Consider the following 25,836-nt stretch of genomic DNA (forward strand, 5'->3'; position numbering starts at 1 on the left):
TCGGCCACTCTTACTTTACGTACACGCACGAACCACGCGACACTGACATCACGGCGAAAAAGCCAAGAGCGCCGTTACTGATGTTTCCTTTCACGTTGGCTGATGGTCCGCTGAAAATGGGCACTTTACCGTTGATCTCCTGTTGCAGGGCATTGATGAAATCATAGTATTCCTTTGTAATGCCGGCCACTTCGAGCATAATAACATCGCCGGGTTCAACCAGTTCATCTTTTTCTTCATCAAAGTACTGGACCATTGCCCCGTCAATCCGGTTTCCATTAAAAAAACGGTCGTCGGCAGTCCAGTAATTACTGATCGTATCGGTATATAAAACGCCGTTTTTATAGACCTTGAACAAATAATAATCTTCGGTTTCACCGGGTTCGTCGGCATATAATTCAACTTCCCAGCCATCCCAGCGACTGTTGTATGTGACGCCAACCGCATCGACCTGCGTAACATTTTTCATCCATGTTTCGGCGGCGTAGCTTTCCAGGGTCCCGTCTTCATTGATATCGACCTGTTCGATGCTCAACCGGTAAGTCCGCCCGGGAACGCCGGCATAACTGTCAGGGGTAAGATAAACGCCCGGGTTTGCCGGATCCTCAACCAGTTGAGTATTAGTTGTACCATCGCTGAGATGAACAATGGCCCCCGATACAACGGGTGTTTCCTCATTGTAAAAGTAAGGCATCGATTTCGTGAGGTACACGGCATGGGCCTTTACATCGCTGGTGATTTCACCAAAAACCACCAGCCTCGATTCCCCGGCCTGCTCCAGGTCGATATCAACCCGCTCGGTACAGGATTGGAAAAATAAAATCGTTATAATGATGATGACAGCGTATTTCATGATGTTTAAAATTTAAAGTTATAGGTAACCGATGGAATAATGGGGAACAAATAGGTCTTCTCGGCATACGTTTCCTTGGGGTTTTCTTTGTCCTGTTTAAAGTTGAGCACCCAGGTGTTCTTCCGGTTGTAAGCGTTATAAAGCGAGATCACCCACTCGCCGGTATACTTCCGCTGATGTTTGTTCCGGTTTTTGATGGCAACCGACAAGTCGAGGCGGTGGTAATCCGGATAACGGGCTTCATTCCGTCCTGAATAATAAGGAATAATCGAGCCGTTTATTTCGTAGCGCTGAATCGGCAGGGTAACCGGTTGCCCGCTTGCGTAAAGCCAGTTGGCCGAAACGGATACCCGTTTACTGAGTTCATAGTTCAGCACCGTACTGATATCGTGCGGTTTGTCGAATGGCGCCAAGTAGGTTTCTCCGTCATTAATCCCCTGAATGGTCCGCTCGGCCCGCGACAAAGTGTAGCTCAGCCAACCGCTTAGCCGTCCTTCAGCCTTTTTCAACATAAATTCAATCCCGTACGAACGTGAGTTTCCGGTGCGTATTTCACCTTCCAGGTACTTGTTTAGCAGTAACTCGGCATGATCGCCAAAATCAATCGTGTTTTTCATGTCTTTGTACCAGGCTTCGGCAGATAACTGGAACTCGCCGTCGCGAAGATTTTTAAACAGCCCCAGGGCAAACTGGTCTGCCACCTGCGGCTCCACGTTGGGGCTGGCCGGAAACCAAACATCCAGGGGACTGCCGGCCGTTGAGTTGGTCGCCTGCTGAATATACTGCCGCGTACGGTTGTAGTTCATCTTAACCGACAAGTCTTCAGCCAGAATGTAATTGACGCCAAGCCGTGGTTCCAGTCCGAAATAATTCTTGTATACATCGCCTTTCCCGTAATAGGTTGAATCGGCCGGCTCGTAATTTTCATCAAAATGATAAACAGTTGCATCGCCGACATTCTGGAAAAGCGAAGCACGCACGCCATATTTGATGATCAGTTTTTCGCCAAGCCGGAGCTGATGGGATAAGTAACCGGCATGTTCGAGCGACCGGGTACTTTCGACCTCGTATTCTGAAAAGATAGACTGGCTGCCTATTCCCTTTGCCGAACCGGGATCAAAGCCATGATAAAAACTTTGTAAACCAAACTGGAGGCTTTGTTCGGGAGTCATAAACCACGAAAAGTCGGCTTTCAGACCGGCATCCTGTAAATCCGATTTCCAAAGCCAGGCCTCCGGCTGGTCTTCGGGTGTTCCCAGTTCATAATCGTAACGGCTCCATACCGCAGTCAGGTTCATAAACAACTTTTGGTTGTAAATGTGGTTCCAGCGCAGGGTAAAGGTCTTGTTGCCGAATCCCATCCCGAAATCAGGGCTTTTCATCACATCCCGGCCAAGATAACCGCTCAGGTACAAGCGGTTATTCTCGTTAAACCGGTGACTGAACTTCATGTTGGCATCGTAAAAATAAAGCTTGCTGTCGCGTACATTTTCATCGCTCGCGAGCGGCAAAAACAGGTCCATGTATGTCCTTCTCCCCGAAAAAAGAAAAGTTGTCCGGTCCTTTTTAAGCGGCCCTTCCAGGGTAAGGCGGCTCGAAATCGTTCCAATCCCGCCGGCGCCGGTGAATTTTTTAGAGTTTCCGTCTTTCATCCTGACATCGAGCAGCGACGACAAACGGCCGCCATACTGGGCAGGCACGTCGCCTTTGTACAACTTCAGGTCGTGAATGGCGTCGTTATTAAACACCGAGAAAAAACCCATCAGGTGAGAGGCATTGTAAACGGTTGCTTCATCCAGCAAGATCAGGTTCTGGTCGGGCGTGCCGCCCCGGACGCTAAAACCGGACCCTCCTTCGCTGGTAGACTGTACGCCCGGCAACAACATCACCGCTTTAATCAAATCGACCTCGCCCATTAATGCCGGGATAGACTTGATGGTTTTGGGTTGCAGCTTTTCCACGCCCATCTCCACACGGGTAATGTTTTTGTCTTTCCGCTCGGCCGAAACCATCACTTCACCGATTTCTTCCGATTCGGGTTTCAGTTCGAATTCAATGATCATGTTGTCGGACAATTCAACACGCCGCTCCTCGTCGCGGCAACCAATAAAGGAGCAAACCAGGGTGTACCTTCCGGGCAACAGCGAGAGGGAGTAGAACCCGTAATTGTTACTGACGGCTCCGGCGCCGGTTTCTTTCACATAAAGATTCGCCCCGATCAGTGTTTCACCGGTTTCGGCATCTTTGATGTGCCCGCTGATCACCCGCCGGTCCGACTTGTTATCCTCGTCGGCAAAAGCATAACTAAACCTGGCCATGAGCAAAAATACGGCCAGTACGAAAAAGAGTTTTCTAAACATTGTTTACTTGTTTTCAGATAATTACTTGTTTGTTTTCTTTGGCTTCCATATAAGACCAATATTTTATCAAATCGTTGCAATTTTTTTGAAAGAAAATTGCAAAAAATTCAATCCAAAATAATAATCACCTGAATACCAATATTGTAAGACTGGATCGGTCATGATAAAAAAGCTATTTCCCGAAGCGATAGGCCAAACAGGTACTGATCACGTTGTTGTACTGGTCGTCCCACCAATACCAAAGAATGTCGGTTTCGAGTTCCCGGACAGGAAGGAAGGAATATGCCAGGCGTAAATCAAGTGAAAGGCGGTTGGTCAAATCGAAGCGGCCGCCGATGAAAGCCTGATAATCAAATTCATTAAACTCGTGCCGGTCTTCTTTGGGGAATAAGCCGTAATTGCCATATTCGGCGCTATGCACCAAATATCCCGCAGAAAGCCCCAGGAACAGCGAAATTTGCTCGCTCGTGCGAAAGCCGATATAAACCGGAATATCCATATAACCGAGGCGCATGATGTACTTTTCCTTGACCGGATCTCTTTCATCCGGCTTTTTTCGGCTCCCTTTCTGCGCGTATTTAATTTCCATACCGGCATATACCACGGGCGATAAATCGGTTTGTACCCAGGCGCCTATCGTGAAACCCGGCTTGTGGTAGCCTTTTGTATTGTCGCCATCCACCTGCGAGGCAGTCAGCCCGCCGGTGAGTCCGCCGTAAAACTGCTGGGCCTCCAGTGTAAGGCCCGACAATAACAACATGATAATCAGCAAATACCCTTTCATTCTTTTGTAAGTATTTCTATCAGTTTCGCGACACCGGCCCCGGCCTTTTCTTCAATAAAAATCACCTCTTTCAGGTAAACCGGCGGCCGCTCCGGATCAATCACGATGACGGGTATCCGGTCAGGGGTATAGTTCAGCAGACCTGCGGCCGGATAAACATTTAGTGAGGTGCCGATCACCACAAAAATGTCGGCCTGAGCGGCAATTTCGATCGCCTCTTCCATCGCGGGAACTTCTTCGCCAAACCAAACAATATGCGGACGCAAGCGGCTTCCTTTCTCGCACTTGTCACCCAGTTTCAGTTCCCAACCGTCCAGTTCATAAACCAGCTTCGGGTCTTTGGTACTGCGCACTTTTTTCAACTCACCGTGCAAATGCAATACCTTGCTGCTTCCGGCCCGTTCGTGCAAATCATCCACATTCTGGGTAATGATATGAACATCAAAATCCTTTTCCAAACCTGCCAGGCCTTTATGGCCGGCATTTGGCTCACATTCGTATAATTGTTTGCGCCTCTCGTTGTAAAACCGGTTAACTAAGTCGGGGTTTCTTGCCCAGGCCTGAGGGGTAGCCACATCCATCACATCGTATTCTTCCCATAGTCCGCCCATATCGCGAAAAGTGCGCAAGCCGCTTTCCTGGCTCATTCCGGCGCCGGTTAAAACAACCAACTTCTTCATGTTCTGATTTTTCGTTAAAGTTAAAAAACTTTGCAGCTTTGACAGATAAAAAAGAAGGAGAATGGCATGGATCATCCTCCTCCCCCCCGATTGAATATTGTAAGGTTGTTTTTGAATAAAATTAAAGCCTGCAGAACATTGGTCTGCTTCGGTCAGAAAATTTTAGTTAACAAATGTCGGTAACTTGGATTAATCAGATCGGGCAAGTAAGATGCAATCAATTCGATCGCCAGATCATCGTCAACTGACCGGGGAGTTAGGATCCGCTGCCTGGCCAGTTCGCTCCGGTTAATCACAGAGTCGGTATATTCAGCGGGAACTCTTTGTTCTGAAATATTCACTTTTCGCGCGCCAAAAGTTTTTTTACCGGAAACGTATGCCACTTCAAAATGATGGGCACGAACCACATATACTTTCCCTTTTTTTGTTTCCGACATGGTGATCACAATAGGCGATTCGCCCGCTGCATAGGATAAAGCCCATACTTTTCCAGCCGTTGTTTCTTCTACCGGAACAATAAAATATTCATTGAGATCAGCCGAACCCTGAACGGCATATGTCGGATGTGAGGCCAGAATCAAAACGGGCAGGCATATAAACCAAACGAAACTTTTTCTCATGATCTTAAATTTAAAAATTTGATTATAAAATGATTTAACTTAAAACGTACCAAAAGAATACGCCCAACCCTGGCTGGGCGTATAAATGGCTTTTTAATCCATCTGGATGCTCACCGGTACCCGGTTCGTGACAATATCGAACACCGGCGACATTTGTGTAAATTTGAACAGCTTTTCTCTTTGCTCGTCGGTCAGGTTTCCCTCTACTTTAAATTTTACACGGATTTGCCGGTAACCATTCCTTACGTTTTCGTTCAGTCCCAGAAAACCCTGAACATCCAGATCGCCTTCCAATACAGACTCCACACTCTTCAGTTCGATGCCGTTGGCTGCCGCATGCAGCACCATGGTGGTCGTCATGCAACCGGCCAGTCCGTGCAAGATGTATTCCACCGGGTTGGCGCCTTCGTTGTTTCCCAAAAGAACCGGCGGCTCTCCGTTATCAAATACAAACGGTTTCTTCCGGCTGTTATCTTCTTCCCCGCACCCGTAAAAATCCTGAATCATGCTGCGGTTGTGTCCGCCGTTGATCCACTTGTTTCGCGTCCTGAACTGAAATGCAGCCAGCGAAGGATTAGCCTGCAACGCCTCTACAGTTCCAACAATTTCTTCCGATTTAAACCCATTGATTTTTTTAGTTAAGGTTTCCATTTTTGTAATTTTTAAAAGTTTAACATGTTAAGTTGGTTTTCATACAGTATGCCACAAATGTTAATTCATTGTTTTTTAAATGATTAGTATAAATTTATTGTTTGAGATCGACTACAAGGATTCGTAGTTCTATGAAATTTCGTAATTTTATTTACGAAAAATCGTAGTTGCTATGAAACAGGCAGGTAAGCATCACACCCCATCGTTAATTTCCCTAAAAAGAATATTTGAAGAAACTTCCGAATATACCGGACAAGCTTTTTTCAGATCATTGGTCTGCAACCTGGCCCAGGTACTTGATGTGCATGGTGTTTGGGTCACTGAATTCAGGGAAAAAGAAAACCGGCTCAACTCGTTGGCCTTTTGGCTTGACGGCAGATTTGTGGAAAAATATGAATACGACGTGAAAGGAACGCCTTGTGAACGGGTGTTGGAAAGTGAGAATATCTGTCATATTCCGGAGAAAGTGATCGAGCTTTATCCCGACGATCCCGACTTGCCTCCCTTGGGAGCAGTCAGTTACATGGGTTTGGTTCTAAAAGATGAAACAGAAAAAATACTGGGGCACCTTGCCCTGCTCGACCGGGAACCGATGGAAGAAATCCCGGAAATCTTCCTGATCTTCCGTTTGTTTGCCAGCCGCGCACAGGCTGAACTGCGGAGGGTGCAATACGAAAAACGGCTCCGCGAAAGCGAAGCCCGGATCAACCGGTTATTAAACGGGACGATGGATGCCATTATCGAACTGGACTCGGCTCTCTGCATTACCCAGGCCAATGAAGCCGCACTGAATGTTTTCAGAATCAAACCGGATGTTTTTCTCGGAAAACCGGTGAGCCAATTTTTAAATGAAGAGGCGTTTCAGCAGATCCGGCAAACACTGCCGCTTTTAAAAAAAGAACATGAGCCCCTGAAAGCCATTTGGCTTGAGGGGCATTTGGAGTGTCTGAAAGCAACAAAGGAAAGCTTTCCGGCCGATGCGACCATGTCGTGTTACGAAGCGGAGGGAAAAACCTTCTACGCCCTCTACATCCGCGATGTAAATGAACGTATCCGGAAAGAAGAAGAGATCAGGAAACTGACGATCGAAACCACCGTGCTCCGGGAAAAGGTCGATGACCGGCAAATGAACAGTATTGTCGGTGAAAGTGAAGCGTTACAGCAGGTATTCGTGCAAATCAGCCAGGTAGCTCCCACCGATTCAACCGTTCTGATCCTGGGCGAAACCGGAACCGGCAAAGAACTGATTGCCCGCGATATTCATCAGAGAAGCGCACGGAAAGACAAACCGTTCATCCCCGTTAATTGCGCGGCCCTTCCGTCTGAATTAATTGAAAGTGAACTGTTCGGTCATGTGAAAGGCGCTTTTACCGGGGCCACTGATAATCGTGAAGGACGCTTCTTCCTGGCCGACAAAGGCACCATCTTTCTGGACGAAATCGGAGAGCTCCCGCTTGCTTTACAGGCCAAACTGCTTCGTGTTATCCAGGAAGGGGAATTCGAACCGGTGGGAAGTTCAACCACCCGAAAAGTAAATGTGCGTATCGTTGCCGCCACACACCGGGATTTAAAAAAGGCGGTTGCCAACCATCATTTCCGCGAAGACCTGTTTTACCGGCTGAATGTATTTCCCATCCGTGTTCCCCCGCTCCGCGAACGCGGACAGGATATCATTTTGCTGGCAGAAGCTTTTCTAAAGAAATACAGTTCCCGCCTGGGCATAAAAATCAGCCCCCTCCAAGACGCCGACAAAGAGAAACTCCTAAAGTATTCCTGGCCTGGTAATGTCAGAGAATTGCAAAACATCACCGAACGCGCCGTCATTACTTCTCAGCGCGGCCTGCTAAGCCTCTCACCTGATTCTGTTCAGGAAACCGTTCAGGAAACCAAACCCAAAGAAATCAGCCTCATTACCTACGATGATATCCGCCAACTGGAAATCGCTAACCTACAGCTTGCACTGGAAAAGACCAAAGGACGGATTTTTGGTCCCAAGGGGGCAGCCCGGTTGCTGGGAATTCCTCCCACGACCCTGATTTCAAAACTGAAAAAGTTTGACCTGGATACCGACCCTCAGCCTTGACTTAGATCGCTTTTAAGGTCAGCGCTTTGCCCCGTGGAATATTTACCCGGTACAAGTAGTACGATTTTGTTTGTTTGGGTTGAAGGTCGGGAGTTCCGTTTATTTCCGGTTTTGGAATGCCGGTAAACTCAAGCAAGGGATTCGAAACCGGTGTATCTGCTTCAGGCAGATCCAGTTTCCATTCAGAACGGACGACACATTCGCCGCCAATGGATGTGTAGATCGTTGCTGAGCTTAACCGGCCCTGATCCCAATCCAGATCTACTGTAAAACCGCCGCGCGCTTTCAATCCGCTGACGCTTCCTTTGCCCCAGGCAACAGGCAGGGCGGGCAGTACATGCAGGGCGCCGGCATGGCTTTGCAGCAGCATTTCGGCAATACCGGCGGTAACGCCAAAGTTCCCGTCAATTTGAAAGGGAGGATGTGCATCGAGCATATTTTTATACATCCCGCCACCGGCATACTGAACATCGGTTCCGTAACCGATGGGCGTAAACAGGTTGCGGATAATTTTCAGCGCATGGTCTCCATCGAGCATGCGGGCCCACATGTTGGTTTTCCATCCCATCGACCAGCCGGTCGCCTCATCACCCCGTCGCAACAACGAATTTTGCACCGCCGTATACAATTCAGGCGTCTCCCAAACATTAATCTGGTTCCCCGGGTGAAAGCCGTACAAGTGGCTCAGGTGACGATGGTGCGGGTCAACTTCTTCGAAATCTTCATTCCATTCCATCAGGATGCCTTTGTCGTTCACCCGGAAGGGTTGCAGTTTCGGGATGATGGCCATTAATTCTTTTTGAAAGTCGGGATCATGATTCAAAATTCGGCTCGCCTTCAAGCAATTGTTCAGCAATTCGTTGGTCATGGCCAGGTCGCAGGCCGGACCGGCACAAACAGCGACCTGCCTGCCGGTTTGCGGGTCAATAAATTTATTTTCGGGCGAAGTGCCGAATTTTGTTTCCAGGTAGCCCTTTTCATTTTCGCCCAACATACCGATCACGAAACGGGCTGCTCCTTTCATCAGGGGATACATTTCGTTCAGAAAATCTTCATCTCCGGTAAATAGATAATGGTCCCAGACATGATTCAGCATCCAGGGGCCTCCCATTGCCCAGTTGGCCCAAACCGGATCGCCTGTACCGTTATCGCCCACCGGAGGGCAATGTCCCCAAATATCCCCGTTGTGGTGAGTGGTCCAGCCATCCAACCCGTAATACGATTGGGCAATTGCTTCGCCTTTTACAGAATTGGTGCGGACCAGTTGCATCAGCGGCCCGGTCAGCTCCGGGAGGTTGGTGGTTTCGGCCGGCCAGTAGTTCATTTGCAGATTGATGTTTTGCGTGTAGTTACAACTCCAGGGCGGGCGGATGGATTGGCTCCAGATCCCTTGCAGGTTGGCGGCCTGCGTTCCCGGGCGCGACGTAGAAATCAGCAGGTAACGCCCGTACTGAAACAAGAGAGAAACCATGTTGGGATCTTCATTTTCTTTGAATGAAATGATTCGCTGATCGGTGGGAATGGTATCGGCAGACCTGTTCTCCCCTAACTGAAGCCCGACCCGGTCGAATAAATCCGTATAATCTCCGACATGATTATTTTTCAGCTCGCTCCAGCTCTTTGAACTGGCTGCCGCCAGCATGTCTCCGGCAATCGCGGCATAATCTTTTCCTTCCAGTCCGGGCGATTTGAACGGCCCGTTGAAACTGGTAGCAGCGGCAATCAGCACAATAGCTTCTGTTCCGTTTTTTAAACTGATCTTTTCATCCACCAACGAAATATCGCCTCCCGAATTCATTATCCGCACAGCAACCTGTGCTTTGATGCCTTCCCCGTCCCAGTTGTCATATACGACGGCATCATCGCCGGTGAACTGGCTCCGGTAGTTGGGTTCAACGTGTTTGGGGGCCTGAACGATCATTTTATAGATCTCGCCTTCCGATTCGATCTGATAGCGAAGCAAACTTTTCAGGGCAAGTGAAAAATTAAGCTGACCGGTTTTTGATGAAGTCAACCGGAGAGCAATTACCTGGTCGGGAAAGCTGGAGAACAATTCCCTCGTATAGGTCGTTCCATCGGCCTCATAGCTCACTCCGGCCGTGGCATTTGAGATGTTGAGATAACGGTTGTAGGCCGTAACGTTTTCGTGGCCGGTTTCGAGGATCAAATCACCAAGCGGCTGATACGATTGTGAATACGGTCCCTGGATCCGGCGAATGAGCTGATCGGCTTCGGTATATTTCCGTTCGCTGACCAGTTTGGCTACCTGTCCGGCATAACCGGCCGCATCGGGATTAGTAAAGTCTTTGGGATAGCCTGACCAGAATTCGTCATGGTTCAAACGGATGATTTCGTGATCGGGTTTGCCAAAAACCATAGCGCCAAAGCTGCCGTTGCCGATGGGCAGGGCTTCCATCCACTCGCCGGCCGGTTGTTGATACCACAATTTTAAATCGCCGGTTTCTTTTGTTTGCTGGCAGGCAAACAAAAGAACTAAACTTAGAAAGAGGATTGAGCTTGTTTTGATCATGATTAGTCGTATTGGTGAAGCTCAAAAATAACTTCTTTTAAAAAGTGATCGCGAGATATTTAAAAAAAAGGTGAAGAAATGTTGACAAAGCCCATTTCTTCACCTTTTCGGCGAAATATACGACTAAAACTTATTCGGCCATTTTATACACCTCGCTGCCCGCTAAAAGAAAACAACCCAATCCATAGTCTTCGAAATCGGGCATGCTGGTGTAGCTCACCGGCTGGCCGTCTTTAGGTTCTTTGCCGGTTCCCTGCAAAAAACCTAAAAACCCGTTTTCGTGAACTGCTTCAGTGGACATGGCATTCCATGCTTTTTGAATGACCGGCCGGTATGTAGCTTCATCCACCAGGCCGTTATTTACCACCCAAGCCATCCCGTAAACGAACAGGGAGGTGCCGGAGGTTTCTTTACCTCCGAAATGATCCGGGTCGTGCAGGCTGACATTCCAGAAACCATCTTCACGTTGCAGCGGGACCAGCGCTTCGAGCATTTGCAGCAAGGTACTTTGGTATTCATCGCGGTGCGGATCGTTTGGCAGGATGTCGATTACCCGCACCAAGGCTGCGACCACCCAGCCGTTCCCGCGCGACCAGTAACAGTCTTCACCATTGGGTTCGGCGTAGGGGGGCAGAAAATCTTTATCGCGCCACCACAGTCCATCCTCCGGGTTCCACAATCCCTGAGTAAGCTTTGTGTCAGTATACATCGCATACATGCGCTTCGAATAAGCGGTATCGCCTGTCAGGAGGGTGAGTTTGGCAAAAACCGGCATAGCCATTTGCAGGGCATCAATCCAGTCCCAGTCATCAATTTTAGAGGTGACTATCATCGAATCGACGGAAGCCATGATATCGCGAATACGCTCTGGCTGAGGATCCATGTTGTACAGGTCGATGTAAGTTTGGCCGCAGCATTGGTTATCGGCATTACGCGTGGTCACCACGCCGTCGCGCAAGCTCCAGTTGTGCGCTTCGCCCCACGAAACCGCATAATCCAGGTATGCCGGCTCGGGTTTGATTTTGTACAACTCCATCAATCCTTCGTAATAAACGGCCCGCGTCCAGATGTTGCTTGGGCGTTCGCGGTTGGTAATGATACTTTTACCCGTATCGGGCCATTTGTCCATGAAGTATTGATTGGTCAACACCATCTGATCCAACACTTCCCGTTTGGTCGGAAATCTTTCTTTTTTCTCCTGACAGGCCGTGAACAGCGCCAACAGCATCAGGTAATTCAAAATTGTTCTTCTCATGGTATTATTTTGTTTTTAAAATAGTCTGCTTTGATTGAAACGTACCGGTTGGTTCAACCTCAAAAATGAAAGGACTTGATGTCATATATTTCCCGCCTTGTGAAGCGACAAATAAATGCGTGGGTCTGCCGTTCTGCATCAGAATCTGAGGCCGCTCAAAACGTCCGTATTTTCTTAAATGCCCGGGAGCGGGGGGCTGATCAAGGTAATGCGAAACGCCAAAATAGCTGATCTTTGGTTCCGACCAGTGCAGGCCATCATCTGATTCGAGGATGATACCCACCTCGTGGTCGAAGCGGCCCATGTCGCGTGCCAACATGTAAAAACGCCCATTCTCCAAAAACACGTTGCCGTCTTCCAACTGCCGGTTGTTGCCGGGAGCCGAATAGTCGATGATTGGATTTCCGGCATACCGGACATACGGACCCTCCGGTCTTTCGGCAATTGCCAGCCCGTATTTGCGGTTACCGCGAATGGCCGGATCAACCGGATTCTCATATTCTTCGTTGTTCCACCCCTTGTAGTATAACCAGTATTGGCCGTTGGGATGTTTCAGAAAAGATGGGTTCGAGGTACAATGGTCATCCCAGGCTCCTTCGGCGCCCGCTTCCAGGAGTGGTTTATCCGGCCGTTTCCAGGGGCCGTCAAGCGAATCTGCCGTTGCCAACCCGATCCGTTTGGTGTTGGTTTTCCGGTTCGAATTACCAATATAAAACAGGCAATACGCGCCGTCAACCAACTGAATATGCGGGTTATGGCAGGTGGTGCCGTCCCAGAAGCCTTCGCCGCGAGGAGCCAGAATGGTTTCCATATTTTCATACGGCCCCTCAACCTTATCGGCCACTGCATGGGCAATTTCGGAACTGTTGATCCAGCCGCCCATGCCTTTTTCTGCACTCCAACGCGAAAAAAACAGATGAAATTTCCCGTCGGGAGCAACAATCGGACTACAGCCCCAAACGTAATAACCTTCGAGTTCCAGAATACGGCCGAGCGGCTTTAGCCGTTGGGCAAAAGCAGAAATGTCTTTCCTGTTGTATCTCCTTTTCGGCGCCGCTACCAAACCTGAAAGGCCTGAGACAATCAGAATGCTCCCGGTCAACAGCGTTTGTTGTATAAAGTTCCTTCGTGTTTGCATCACAGTCATTTTAAATTTATAAAACACGGTTTCACTCATCATTTCCATTCCCGAAGATTTTTCTCAATGACCCGTTATAATAATCCGAAATAAAAATAGAGCGTTCGTTTCACAGGTTTTTCCATCGGGTTCAGCTCGCCGGCCGGACCCAGGTTCCAGGTGTCGTTGCTGATGCCCATAGCCAGTTTGGTTCCCACCGGAGGAATGCCATCGAGGAAGGAAATATTGCCTGCGGGGAGGACCGGGTAGTTTCCGGGGCCGGAAATGCCGTGAAAGTCGAACAGGCGGACAAACAGATCTTCCTCCTGCGCCACCACGGTGAATTTGCCGTCCACCGTGTTGAATTCGATCCACGACACATCAGCAAAATAGCCTTTAAACTGCGGATACTCCCACGAATTACTGCCCGGCAAAATGTTGTTATACATGCGTTCAAACACATCCAGACAGCCCCCTTGCAAACGGTTTTTCCAAACATGCGAAGGCCCCTGTCCCAACCATTTGGCGCCAATCACATCCGACTCGGGAAAGTTGAAGCTAATGCCAGTGAAATATTGATTGCCTTCTACATGATATTCGTAATCCAGTTGCAGCCAACCACTGTTGTACATGGTCCAGGTAAACGATTTCAGATCGCCGGAGTAGATGAATTCCAGCCTGTGTCCAAAAGATTCTTCACGATGTGAGAAGCTGATCAGTTCGGCCGTTCCGCTCACCAGCACCGGGCCATCCGAAAACGGAACCGGTAAACCAAAATCATTATTTACCGACTGAATTGTTCCTTCCTTCTTTCGGAATGAAACTGAAATTCCTGAAGCTTTCATCGTCAATAAGCTGTCATTTTCGGCCACTTCCACCCGGGAGCTCATTTTGTCTCCGCCATCTCGCTGTTCAATCGGTAAGATGTTGTCGGCTTCCACTCCCTGGGCATTTAAACCGCCCAATCGTTCTTTCTCAGCCTCGCCCAGTTCTTTTTCAACCAACTGCGCCACAGCATGGGTGTTACCGTCGGTTTTCCAGCTCCAGCAGTAGATTTCTTTTTCTGACGGATCGAATGCCCTTAAATAAAGTGCATCGTATTGTTTATAATCATCAGGTAATTCCAGTTTCAGCGCCCCTTTTTGTGCCGGTGGAATGTCGGGGCCGTTCACTTTTCCTTCTTTTATCACCCGGCGATGCGCACCTCGCTGTGTGGGCAAACTGAAATTCACCAGCTGCCATTCGAAGCGGATATCCTTGAGATTGATAAAATGAAAGCGGTTTTCAACAGGAAAAATACCGCTGAAGTTTTCGGGCAATTTATCCATACTGATCTTTACCGGGCTGTAAATTTCGCGCATGGCATAAAAACTGCCTTCCTTTTGGCGGTGCGGTCCCACGATGCCATCGGGAGCATTCACCCGGTTGGCATCGATAAAACCGTCGAGGTCGGTCCGCACCAAACCCTCGTCGGCCAGAACCCAGGTAAAACCGCCGGCCGAACGCTCCGAATGCCAGAAGAGTTCCCAGAAATCGCCCAGCGAAGCAGCTCCGCCTCCATCATCCTGCGCATGCAAAAATTCGGTAGGCATAAAGATCAGTCCTTCTTCGAGGATCTTTTTCGAAGAATAGTAATTTTCGTAGTGGTTGCAGTCAATGCCGTTGTAATCGTTTCCCGGGCGGTGGTGGGCATGGATAACCGGCCGGTTCGACGGATCGTGCAGGCCAAAATCATCATCCAGTTCTTTATTGGTTCCGCCTTCATTCCCGTTGCTCCAGAAGATGACAGACGGATGGTTCACATCGCGGATAACCATTTCGCGAACCAATTTGCGGCCAACTTCCGTGTCGTAAGCATTCTGCCAGCCGGCCAGTTCATTCAGTACATACAGGCCCAGCGAGTCGCAGTAGTTCAGAAAAGCTTGATCGGGCGGATAATGGGCGCAGCGGACAGCATTCATATTCATTTCTTTGATAAGCAGCACATCATTCAAATCGATGGTTGCGTTGACACAGCGTCCGGTTTCGGGCCAGAATACATGCCGGTTAACTCCTTTCATTTTCACTTTGGCGCCATTGATGTAAATGCCGTCGCCCTGACGGATTTCAATGGTACGGAAGCCAAACTTCTCGGTTAGTTCGTATAGGCTTGTCTGTCCTTCTTTTAAACTCACATTTACCGTATACAGGTTCGGTGTTTCGGAAGTCCACGTTTTGGGCTGTTTCACCCGGCACGAGAGGGTAACCAGCGAATCTCCGGCCCCGGCTTTTGCTTCGCAGGTTTGCACTGTTTTTCCTTCGGCATCGATGATTTCGGCCCGGATCGTTTGTTTCCTTTTCAGGTTTACCGGAAAAACGTCTATGGAAAACGATCCGTCGGCCCGGGCGTTGACAGCTACCCGGTCGATGAATGCTTCGGGAACCGCTTCAAGATAAACCGGGCGAAAAGTACCTCCAAAAATCCAGTAGTCGGCAAAACGTTCGGCCCGGTTGACCGATGCGTTGGCCGACATTTTATGAACGGTCACTTCCAGCAGGTTTTCCTGGCCATGCCTGATTTTACCGGTAATATCGTAACGGAACCGGTAAAACGATCCCTGGTGGACCGGACCGGCCGGTTCGCCGTTGATTTTCACTTCGGTATCGGTCATTGATCCTTCAAAAACGATGAAAATGTTTTTATCCTTCCAATCTGCCGGAACTGAAAACCGGTGTTTATAAAATCCTGTTTCATCCGAAAACTTAAACTTTTTTCCGTAGGTGCGGTAGTCACGTCCGTAATCGTACGATCCGAATCCCTGTTGCTCCCAGTGCGAGGGTACTTCGATGGTGGTCCAATAACCGCTGTTGCGCCCCGAAGTGCAAAAAAACTCCCAGGCAACGGTGTGGTCGTTGTCGGTTCCTGACAGGAATAAGATTTCTTTCTTTTGAGGAGAAGCCCAAACCGTTAGGCAGACCATGCCGATAAGGATAAAAACAACTGTTCGCTTAAACTGATTCATCTCTTTTTGTTACGGGTGCGTTTTTATATTGAAATTAAGTCATACTACTTGATTTACAAGATATCATGGCGTTATTGCCTGAAGCGGCGTCAGGCTGACGGGCCCCAACAAACCGGATGGCAACGGCTCCCAATGGGCAGCTGTGAACAGCCCGTCGGGTCCAAGGTTCTCTCGCTTGTTTGCAGCAAAGTTGATGTTATAGAATTTCTTGTAGTTCACCCCGTTCTTATCCATATCGATGATGCGGTTGGCCATCAGGTTCGACACCTGAATTTCCAGCTCATTGGTTTCCTGCAACAAGGAGACCGGCAAGCTCAACTGATAGGTTGGCCCGACCAGGGTTCCCAACTTTTCACCATTCAGGTAAACAGCAGCCGAAACCGCCACCTCACCCAAATCCAGGCGATAGGCCGGGGCCTGCACCCCGGGCTTCTTAAATATCGTTTTGTAGCTGGCTGTTCCGGAGAACCTGGTCAGTTCATCCGACAGGTCGGTCCACGATTTCAATTCGCTTGTCTGAAAGGCTTCGGGCAAGGTTGGCCCGCCTTTCACGAACGATACGGTCCAGTCGTTTGCGAAGGGCAGTTTTTCGCCGGCCGGTTTCCAAAACGGATAATCAGCCAAGCTGTTTTCTGCCGGAAACCACTGCAGGATCAGTGTTTCACCAGGAGCCAGCTGGACGTACACCTTCGATTGATGATCACCAGCTTTTTGCACCCGGGCTTTGCCCATCGTCCGGTTCATCGGGTTAAACCAAACCGCCTGTTTGCCCGACGCCTGCACGGTCATCCATTGGTCGACCGGTTGTCCGCTCCAATTGGCCAGAAAGTAACAGGTTCCTTCGGTTCGTTTCACGCGGTTAAACCATAGGCCAAGCAGGGCCGCTTCTTCAGGAAACATGTTTACCTGGGTTAACAGGACATCGATTTCATCGCTCATCAGCAAACGTCCGTTTCCAAGCCGGCAGGCAAGCAGTTGTCCTTTGGATTCGAAGGCAAACGATTGTTTCAAATTGTCAAAGGCTTGCTGGCGGGTTTCCAGGTCGGCCAGGCCGGGTACATCCACCGGAAGTTTTTCGTGAAAAATGACCGTTGCTCCCGCTTTGGTCAGGTCAGCCAGTTTTTGGAGCGTTTCAAGCGGCATGTATTCGCAGCGGGGTACCAGGATGGTTTTGTAAGTGGCGCCAGGCGCTTTCACCCGTTTTTTTTCCACCGTCAGTTTTTGGATCTGTTTGTCCGAGATATAATCGAACGAGTAGCCCTTAGCCAGCAAGTCGTGGCTGATTGCTTCGGTGACGGGTTCGTGCGGACCGCCAAAATGTTTCAGCATACTGCGTCCTTTTTCCGACCAGCTGTCGTAAATCGGGAAATACAGCAACAGGTCGTTATCGGGTATCGATTTTTGCATAAACGACTGGCAGTTGGCCACATAGTCGTTCAGCGCTTTCAGGTCGTTCCACCACGGGTTGGTTGGCCCAAAGTGTACCGAAGCATAAAACAACCAGCCCGGCCAGGCTTCGTCCCGGGGCGAGTACGGTGTGCCATGATAAACCAGGTGGTTCACCCCGTGTGCCAGGTAGCGGTCGAAGTTTTGTTTGGCATCTCCCAAATCCGACAGGAAATGCTCGTTGAGCCAGGTAGCGGCCTCGCAGGCGATCAGCGGTTTACCCGAAACGTGCCCGGCCGAAGTCGCCATTTTAATCCGCATCGGCTGTGTTCCCTCAGTTTCGGGAATATCGCTGGCTCCGTACAAATCGAGGATGTTGGCCGGCGAACCGTGAGCCTGGTTGCGGATCGCAACTCCGTGGGTTTTGGCCCAGTCGGCCCAAACGATGGTAAAGCGATCAAGCAGCAGATCGGAGATGGTTTCGCGATAGTCGCACAGTACCCGGCTGTTCATCTCTTCTGAACCGTTTCCAAACAAGGCCGGCAGATACTGTTTCAGGTCGTAACCGCGGCGGGCGGCAAACTCTTCAAAAAACAGCGGTGTCCAGTTCGATTCGCCTTGTGCATCGTCCACTTCGTACGAGTCGTTAAAAAAGGCGCGCAAGCCGGTAAGGTCAATTTGGCTTGCGTTATCGTCAAAATCTTTCAGAAACCGGCGGGCAGCTGTTTCCGAGAAATGGTCGATCACGTTTCCTTCGCCGCCCGTACCGGCACGTTCCACCATCTTGCCGTGCCAGCCCTGGAATACGGCATATAGTTTCCAGTTACCGGGAGGCGCGGTCCAATCCAGTGTTCCATCGGCTACTACCCGATCGGTCAGCTCCAGAATTTCGCCGCCATCGCTGTAAGCCATCAGGGTCTGCAGGGGAAGCGGTTTTTCAAAACGTACCTGGTCGAGGGCCAGTTCCTGCAAATTGGTGTTGCTGCTGACCGGGAATTTCACTTCTGAGATGTCCACCCGTTTTCCGACAGCCCGCACCAGGGGTTGCTGGATAAATTCCACCTTTTCTGTCAGCCGTTCGCCTTCTTTCAAACTGAATTGTTTGAATTGCATATTTTTACAGGCGTCTTCGGCCTGAATCCAAGGACCCCCAAACGGCCAGCCGGAAGCATTGGCCAGGTCGATGCCCAAATTGAGGCGCTGCGCTTCTTTCAGGGTATGCTCAAATACGTTCATCCATTCGTCCGACTGAAAACTGATGGACAAATTTTCTGAGCCTTTTACATCATAAATGGGAGTGATTTCGACACCGCCGAAACCGGCTTTCTGCAACTCTTCCATATTGGCGGTCAGATCGGCCGGGTTTACAGCGCTGCCGTGCCACCACCAGCGGGTCCAGGGTTTGGTTTCACGGGTGATTTCGGGCCAGGTAACAGGTTGGGGCTTTTGGCAGGCAGGCACACAACTTAACACTGTCAGAAAAACAAAGAACCCGATAAAATCTAAATTTCGTTTCATTAAGGTTTAGTTTTAAGGACGATCTAACTCAATCCTGATTTTTAACAATTACTTGCTCATTGTAAAAGTTTCATTCCCGGTCAGGAGGAATACATTCAAACCATCGTTCTCAAAGTTAGGCATTAATCGGATCTATGCTGTTGGTTCAGTTTAGGTTATTTCCCGACGCCCTGTTCATTTTTCAATCGGGTTCATGCCTGTAAAGTTTTGAAAGAAAGTCTCCGAAAGATGAACTTCGGGAGACTTTCTTCAGCTAATCGTTAAGCGGAATGACCGGTATTGCAGATATAAAATACCGTACAGGTAACATTCTCTGGCATCGCAGTATTACCACCCCGGATTCTGCCATTCGGCTTTCTCAGCAGGCGTCAGTAACTGACCCTCTTTCCTGACCTGATCAAGGAAGGTCTGCGGAACCGGACGAAGCAGAAACTTTCCGGCTGACACATCTGCCTGAAGCTGCGAAGCCGCATTATCCAGGTTGAACGGAATCGTCCGGGCATGCAAAGTTCGGGTCCGTGATAAGTCTTCCCAGCGAACGAACTCACCCATTAACTCGCGGCTTCGTTCGTTCAGCATAAAGTGCACAAATTTTTCGGCTTTTGAGGTCGCGCCAAACACCGAATAAGGAATTCCGGCATCCGAATCACCCTCAAAAGCAGCTTCGGTGATTTCCATCAACGACTTGGTTTCAGCGACCGTACCTTCTGCTACGCCCGTTGATTCATAGTAAGTGCCGCCTTTAAAATAGGGATTACTGCCATTGGCGTTCGGGTTCCGGTTCTCGCCGTCAGCATAACCGGCACGGCGGCGCAGGATGTTGATGTATTCAACGGCTTTCGCGTAGTTGGAGCCGCGTCCGTACGCTTCGGCGACAATCAGATAAGTTTCGCCGATACGCGCCAGGTATCCGTCGCGCACGCCGTTAATATCGTTTTGGTTTCCGGTGCGGTGCGGATCCATGTATTTGTCAAGACCGGCAAACTGGGTGACATTCAGGCTCGAAGCCTGACCACCGCCTGCCGCGGTATAATAACGCAACCAGTAGTTTGGATAAGTACAGCTTGCATGTTGGGCGGTGTAGCGGGTATCGTTCTGGTCGTTGATGATGATTTTAATACAGGGCGTTTCTCCTTTGATATACGTCTGTGTATTTCCGTTGATATCAATCCCGTTTCCCCCGTTGGAACTGATGTATAAGGTCCGGAACGTTTTCCAGAAACGGGAATCGTTTACCCGGTCGAACACGTCGTAGGCATAGTTGGTTGGACGAAGGCGCTGGTAAGGACGGCCATACTGAATCACCCGGGTCATTCCGGCAATGTTGTTTTCGTAACGCGGCAGATAGTAAAGATGCGTCCGGTTACACAGGCGGTCGAATTTTTCAGAATTATTTGAAAACTGCGCGGCCAGCAAGATTTCAGGATTTCTTTCGGCGGCGCCATCCGGGCCTTCTTCCAAAAAATTCCAAAAATCGTAATAATTGTTTGCCAGTTGCCGGTTGGTGCCTTCATCCTGGTTAATCACTTTTAAGCCGTATTCAATCGCTTTGGTCAGATCGTTCGATTCGGTAATATCTGCATGTTTTTCACTGGCGTGGAACAGGTAAACTTTTGCCAGAAAATGCCATGCCGTTGCTTTTGAAATCCGCCCGTCGGCGGTGGTGGCAGGGAGCAGTCCGGCCGCCTCAGTCAGATCGGAAATAATCTGAGTAAACACATCCTGTTTAGTTGCCCGGGTAAACTCATATTCAACACCTTCGGAAGGAGTTAATTTTAAAGGTACGCCTCCGTATTGATTTACCAGGCGGAAATAAAGGAAACCTCGCATAAAGTGTGCCTCGCCCAAAAAAGTGTTTTGCTTCTGCCCGGACTGAAGGATTACCGGCGACTTGGCAATGAGCATGTTGGCCGTGTTGATATTGCCGTAAATGGCATCCCACCAGTCAGACAAGCCCGAAAACAAGGGTCTTGGGTCAACAGCGCTCATGGTAGCCGAATAGTCGTTCATGTAGCGATAGTCGGTACCCCCGCCTACCTGAAATTCATCGGTCCCGTAATTCGACATCGTATAAGCATGTTCTTCGGCAAAGAAGAACCGGAGCGATTGATACAAGGCAACTTCCAGTGCATCCAGGCCCGCCTCGGTGTCAAAGTAAGCCGTCGTCAGTGAGCTAACCATTTCTTCTTTCAGAAAATCATCGGAGCATGACGGGCTGAATACCAGCATGGTTGCGGTAAATAACCCGCTATATAAGATTTTAAACAGTTTATTCATGATAAATTTAATTTTCAGGTTAATTAAAATGCCAGGTTAATTCCAAAGACCCAACTTCTGGTAGAAACAGAAGTGGCTCTGAAGTTATTATTTGCATCGTTCACATAACCGTTTGTGAGGTCGCCATCCAAAAAGTCACATTTGGAGTAGATCATAAACGGGTTTAATGCCTGAACATAGACTTTTGCCGATGAAATTCCCAGGTTGGAGGCCAGTCGCTTGGGTAAATTATATCCCAGACTGATACTTCGCATTTTGATGAATGATCCGTCCTGGTAATTCATAGCGCTATAGTATAACGGTTGTCCACCATTATTATAATCGGCTTTCGGGTAAGCGTTGGTTGGATTGTCTGCTCTCCAGTAATCGATGTTTCGGCTTTGGTATAAACCCTGCATATCGGCAGCGCCTCCGTTCATCAGGAACCCCCAACGGGCATAGATAAAGAAACTTAACTCAAGCTCCTTATACTGAAACGTATTGGTCATACCCGCGATCCATTTCGGATTATATGAACCAAGGACCTTACGGTCGTTGTTGGCATCAATTTTATAGTCGTCATTCAGATCCCTGACTTTCACGTCGCCTGCTTCATAAGTATGCCCGTTCGCATTGTATTTTGCCATTTCGGTAGCATCTGAAGTTTGCCAAATGCCAATCTTTTCGTAATCGTAGGCAACATTAATATCTTCACCGATAAACCAAAGGTTAGTAATATCGTCTTCCTTTCCTTTAGACAGTTCCTCGATTTTCACCTTGTTAGCAGAAAATGTCAGATCGGTATTCCAATGAAAGTCATCCCTGGCAATATTTCTGGTATTTAACGTGATATCGATACCCCGGTTCGACGTTTTACCGACATTGGCAAAGGTGGAGGTATAGCCGGTGACCGAAAGGATGCTCATATTCATCAACAAGTTATTGGTTTTTGACTGGTACAAGTCGATGGCTCCGCTCACCCGGTTGTTTAAGACAGAAAAGTCAGTTCCAAAGTTGAATTGGGTAGTTTTTTCCCATCCAAGCTCTTTGTTTGCCATCTTCGGCGGATTTTGCAGCATGTAATCAGACGCATAGTACCCTGATTCGTAGTTGCTGAAAAACGGGTAAAAGATATGAGCAATGGCGCCCTGCGTGGCATAAGCATCAATGGCAGCGTTACCGGTTGTACCTACCCCAAACCGAAGTTTTAACTGGTTGATCCAATCGGCATCCTGCATAAAGGACTCCTGTTCCATACGCCATCCGATAGCTGCCGACGGAAAGAAATCCCATTTGTGCCCTTCGGCCAGCTGCGAAGCGCCATCCCAACGACCGGATACGGTCAACAGATATTTGTCGGCAAAACCATAATTCAACCGCCCCATGTACGATGTCAATGCGGTGCGCCTGTAGGTCGAACCTTTGCTCTTCAAATCATTTAACCCAAAAGCATACCAGAGCTGTTCGTCCCATTCCAGATCTTCTGCCGTCATGGTATATTCTTCGAAACGAGAATCTGAAGCGGTTTGTAATAAAGTAAGACCAATATCGTGCTCTCCGAATGATTTATCATAGTAAATCAAATTATCCAGGGTATAAGAGAAGTTTTGGCTGGGCCTTACAGATGTATAATTTACACCATTGCCGGTCCCTTGCAGTATAGAAGCAGCAGTACGAAAAACGCCTTGCCGGTACTGACGGAAATCAGGACCAAAATTGATGCGGTATTTTAATCCGTCAACCAATTTCAGTTCGGCAAAGAAACTTCCCAGGGCACGTAAGGTTTTACGTTCGTCAATGACATTTTTATATTCTTCAATCGGGTTGACCACATTGGTAAACCCACCCGGTAAATAAATCCAGTTACCGTCTGCATCATAAGGTTCGGCAAAAGGGTACATCCCCATGGTTGCTGAATAAATCGCCGTAGCCGCACGCGAACCTGTTCCGGTATAACCGTAATTTTGAATGGCCCATGAGCCGGTTATATCGGCTCCCATTTTAAACCAGGGAGTAGGCTGAATCTCAACTCCCACTTTTGCCGAATACCGTTCGTAATCCTGCCCTTTATTGGTCCCGGTTTGATCCAGGTAGCCAAAAGAGCCGTAGGCTTTCATGGTTTCGGTGCCACCGCTCGCGCTCAGGGTATGTTCATTGGTGATTCCGGTACGGGTCACATAGCCCGCCCAGTCGGTGTTTGGGACTTTACTTGCATCCCATGTTCCCCCGGCCCATCCTTTCTCAATATTCGCCCAGGCAGTTGGGTCTCCGGATCCGTTGAAAATCTGAAAATCCCTGTCACGATTAGGTTGATCGGGGTACTGGCCTGCTTCACGGTAAGCATTTCTCTTGTAGTCGATGTATTGCTCCGAGTTCATATAGTCGGAGTAATCATGCAGGCTGCTCACCGTGAATGTCCCGTTATAGTTTAATGTCGTTCTCCCTGCTTTACCTTTTTTCGTCGTAATCAATACAACACCATTGGCTCCACGGGAGCCATAAATTGCAGTTGCCGAAGCATCTTTCAGTATATTAACCGATTCAATATCCTGCGGGTTAATCGCATCAATACCTCCGGACGAAAGGGGAATCCCGTCAACTACATACAAGGGATCGTTGCTGGCGGTGATTGAGCGGACACCCCGAATCCTCACCGAACCAACCTGGCCCGGCCGTTCGTTGGAAGTAATGTCGACACCTGCGGCCCTACCCTGCATCCCCTGAATAGCGTTGGCTACGGGCATGGCCGTCAGTTCGGCGGCGCCAACACTAACCACGGCGCCGGTCACGTCGCTTTTCTTTATCGTACCGTAACCAATGGCCACCACTTCTTCAATTCCGATCGCTTCTTCTTCCATAACCACTTGAATAGCCGATCTGCCGTCGACCGCCATTTCCAGGGTTTTCATCCCGACAAAAGAAAAAACAAGGATGGCATCAGACGGTACATTCAATAACATATAAGTTCCTCTGCCGTCAGTAACGGTCCCCCGGGTTGTTCCCTGTACAACTACAGTTACCCCGGGGATGGGTTCACCCTGGCTATTGGTCACTTTACCTTCTACCCGAATCTCATTCTGTTGCATCACCGTACCTGCATGGTCGAGGTAGTTAAGCGGCGAAAGCACAATCTGACGATCCCTGATCAAACAATTTACCTTTTCACCGGCAAACAGCATATCAAGGACTTCCTGAATGTTTTTGTCCGTTACGTCGATACTGACTTTCCGATCAACATCAATGAGGTTACCATTATAAAGAAAATAAAAGTCACTTTTATCCTCGATAACTTTCAGGACTTCCTTTACCGTTGTATTGTCCATTTTCAGGTCCAGCAGGTTCTTTTGCGAGTAGGTTTTCAGTGCGAATGCCGGAGTGATTAAGATTAGTCCAAAAATTGCCACTAATTTCATCATAATAATCATTTTAACCCAAGGATGATATATTCCATCTGCCTTGAGGCTATTCCACAATTTTTTCATAAGTTTGAATGATTTTAGATTAAAAATTAAAAAACAACCGTTTCAAGCGGTTAATTTTCAGGGTAGTTGGGGAACTACCCTGTTTTTTTTAGATCATCTTTGTTTCATAGGCTTTTCATTTTTTTCTTTTGTCCGGTTTTTTGCATTCGGTTTCGCCCGAATGATGATTTGTGCTTTGGTAAAATCGCTGTCGCCGGTAAATTCCCGTTTAACCGAAGTAACTTCGATGGGAGCAGACAAGCTTAGGAGTTCCGTCACCTGCAACAGGGTTTCATTGGTAAATGTCGCCGTGTAACGATAGGTGTCGAGTGAATGGTCGGCCAGTTGGATGTCGGTATTAAACCACCTGCCGAGTTTTAAGACTACCTCGTGAAAAGGGGTTTCGTTAAAAATCAGTTTCCCCTCTTTCCAGGCAATCACATCGTCAGTATTCACCCTGTTTTTGCTTATTTGATGAAGGTTTTTTTCGAAATTTAGTTGCTCATTGGGCTCGAGAATATACCCCTCTCCGTTTCCTTCCCGGCTGGTTACTTTCACGCTCCCCTCGATCAAAGTTGCTGAAATCCGGCTGTCGTCGCTGTAAGCAGAAAAGTTAAATGCAGTTCCCAAAGCCACAATCTCGATAGCATCTGATTTTACCATAAACGGTTTTTTCTTATTTGGGAATACCTCGAAATAGGCTTCCCCGTCCAACTCAATAGAGCGGGTATCTCCGTTAAAAACAGAAGGAAATTTGATGACGCTGGCCGTATTTAGCCAGACTTTGGTTCCGTCGGGCAAAAGAAAACTGGAACGGACTCCCGGCTGGGTTCTCACTTCCTGGATGACCTGGACCGAGGCAAAATCCTGCTTCATTTTTACATTCAGCACAAAATGCCACACCCCAAATAATAAAACCGGCAGCAGCAGAATGGCAGCAACCCGCTGAATCGCAACCAGTGTTCTGACCCTCTCCGCTTTTCTGATCTGATTGTCAACGGCGATTTTTCCTTCTTTCAGATTGAACCGCTCAAATAGTTTCAGGTCATCCGACAACTTGTTTATTCGAATAATTTGCTCATAAACGAGTCTGTTTTCAGCTACTTTTAACCATGCTTCGGCCAAGTCTTTTTGTTCTTTATCTGCCTGACCATGCAAACAGGCAAACATGTAATCGGGTATTTGATTTTTCTCTTTCATTCATGCAACGTTCACTTAAGATGACGGCTAACTGAATGTCGACCCTAATGAAAAAAACAGAAAAAATTATTTTCGAACCA

Annotated in this window: 15 protein-coding genes; 1 reads left to right on the forward strand and 14 read right to left on the reverse strand. The window is 48.5% G+C overall.

The genetic code is table 11. From position 1 onward, the window contains the following. Positions 1–10: 10 nt before the first annotated feature. From ACOIT5_RS05735 to ACOIT5_RS05760, 6 genes are all read right to left on the reverse strand, one after another. Entirely contained in the window at positions 11–853 is an 843-nt protein-coding gene (locus tag ACOIT5_RS05735) for a DUF4249 domain-containing protein (protein WP_423129511.1), read from the reverse strand. Positions 854–858: 5 nt separating this feature from the next. Continuing rightward, positions 859–3,213: a TonB-dependent receptor gene (locus tag ACOIT5_RS05740; RefSeq protein WP_423129512.1), complete on the reverse strand. Its 2,355-nt coding sequence runs from the start codon at positions 3,211–3,213 to the stop codon at positions 859–861. A gap of 172 nt (positions 3,214–3,385) precedes the next feature. Then, positions 3,386–3,997 carry a porin family protein gene (locus tag ACOIT5_RS05745; protein WP_423129513.1) on the reverse strand — a complete coding sequence of 204 codons (612 nt, stop codon included), beginning with the start codon at positions 3,995–3,997 and terminating at the stop codon, positions 3,386–3,388. Continuing rightward, positions 3,994–4,677 carry an SIR2 family NAD-dependent protein deacylase gene (locus tag ACOIT5_RS05750; RefSeq protein ID WP_423129514.1) on the reverse strand — a complete coding sequence of 228 codons (684 nt, stop codon included), beginning with the start codon at positions 4,675–4,677 and terminating at the stop codon, positions 3,994–3,996. The genes ACOIT5_RS05745 and ACOIT5_RS05750 overlap by 4 nt, the downstream gene beginning before the upstream one ends. Positions 4,678–4,829: 152 nt before the next feature. After that, positions 4,830–5,297, reverse strand: coding sequence for a hypothetical protein (locus ACOIT5_RS05755; RefSeq protein ID WP_423129515.1), 468 nt, complete (start codon positions 5,295–5,297; stop codon positions 4,830–4,832). Between the two features lie 93 nt (positions 5,298–5,390). Next, positions 5,391–5,948, reverse strand: a complete 558-nt coding sequence (locus ACOIT5_RS05760; protein WP_423129516.1) for an OsmC family protein — start codon at positions 5,946–5,948, stop codon at positions 5,391–5,393. Between the two features lie 172 nt (positions 5,949–6,120). Here ACOIT5_RS05760 and ACOIT5_RS05765 point away from each other — a divergent pair, with 172 nt between their 5' ends. Beyond that, positions 6,121–8,031 (forward strand): sigma-54 interaction domain-containing protein, encoded by a 1,911-nt coding sequence (locus ACOIT5_RS05765; protein ID WP_423129517.1) that lies wholly within the window; start codon positions 6,121–6,123, stop codon positions 8,029–8,031. Between the two features lies 1 nt (position 8,032). On the opposite strand, the gene ACOIT5_RS05770 is transcribed toward ACOIT5_RS05765, so the two are convergent. The 8 genes from ACOIT5_RS05770 to ACOIT5_RS05805 all read right to left on the reverse strand — a co-directional run bounded on the left by ACOIT5_RS05770 (position 8,033) and on the right by ACOIT5_RS05805 (position 25,756). Then, positions 8,033–10,561, reverse strand: coding sequence for a glycosyl hydrolase family 95 catalytic domain-containing protein (locus ACOIT5_RS05770; RefSeq protein ID WP_423129518.1), 2,529 nt, complete (start codon positions 10,559–10,561; stop codon positions 8,033–8,035). A gap of 130 nt (positions 10,562–10,691) precedes the next feature. Beyond that, positions 10,692–11,816, reverse strand: coding sequence for a glycoside hydrolase family 88/105 protein (locus ACOIT5_RS05775; RefSeq protein WP_423129519.1), 1,125 nt, complete (start codon positions 11,814–11,816; stop codon positions 10,692–10,694). A gap of 4 nt (positions 11,817–11,820) precedes the next feature. Next, positions 11,821–13,002, reverse strand: coding sequence for a glycoside hydrolase family protein (locus ACOIT5_RS05780; protein ID WP_423129520.1), 1,182 nt, complete (start codon positions 13,000–13,002; stop codon positions 11,821–11,823). A gap of 26 nt (positions 13,003–13,028) precedes the next feature. Next, on the reverse strand, positions 13,029–15,935 hold the full coding sequence (locus tag ACOIT5_RS05785) for a glycoside hydrolase family 2 protein (RefSeq protein WP_423129521.1): 2,907 nt from the start codon (positions 15,933–15,935) through the stop codon (positions 13,029–13,031). 63 nt (positions 15,936–15,998) lie between these two features. Then, positions 15,999–18,839: a glycosyl hydrolase gene (locus ACOIT5_RS05790; protein WP_423129522.1), complete on the reverse strand. Its 2,841-nt coding sequence runs from the start codon at positions 18,837–18,839 to the stop codon at positions 15,999–16,001. A 327-nt stretch (positions 18,840–19,166) separates the two neighbouring features. Next, on the reverse strand, positions 19,167–21,116 hold the full coding sequence (locus ACOIT5_RS05795; protein WP_423129523.1) for a RagB/SusD family nutrient uptake outer membrane protein: 1,950 nt from the start codon (positions 21,114–21,116) through the stop codon (positions 19,167–19,169). A 23-nt stretch (positions 21,117–21,139) separates the two neighbouring features. Beyond that, a complete protein-coding gene (locus ACOIT5_RS05800; protein ID WP_423129524.1) occupies positions 21,140–24,511 on the reverse strand; it encodes a TonB-dependent receptor in 3,372 nt (1,123 codons plus the stop codon). Between the two features lie 159 nt (positions 24,512–24,670). Then, entirely contained in the window at positions 24,671–25,756 is a 1,086-nt protein-coding gene (locus ACOIT5_RS05805; protein WP_423129525.1) for a FecR family protein, read from the reverse strand. Positions 25,757–25,836 lie beyond the last annotated feature (80 nt).

Source organism: Gaoshiqia hydrogeniformans (genome assembly GCF_049347105.1).
Taxonomy (GTDB): Bacteria; Bacteroidota; Bacteroidia; order Bacteroidales; family Prolixibacteraceae; genus Gaoshiqia; species Gaoshiqia hydrogeniformans.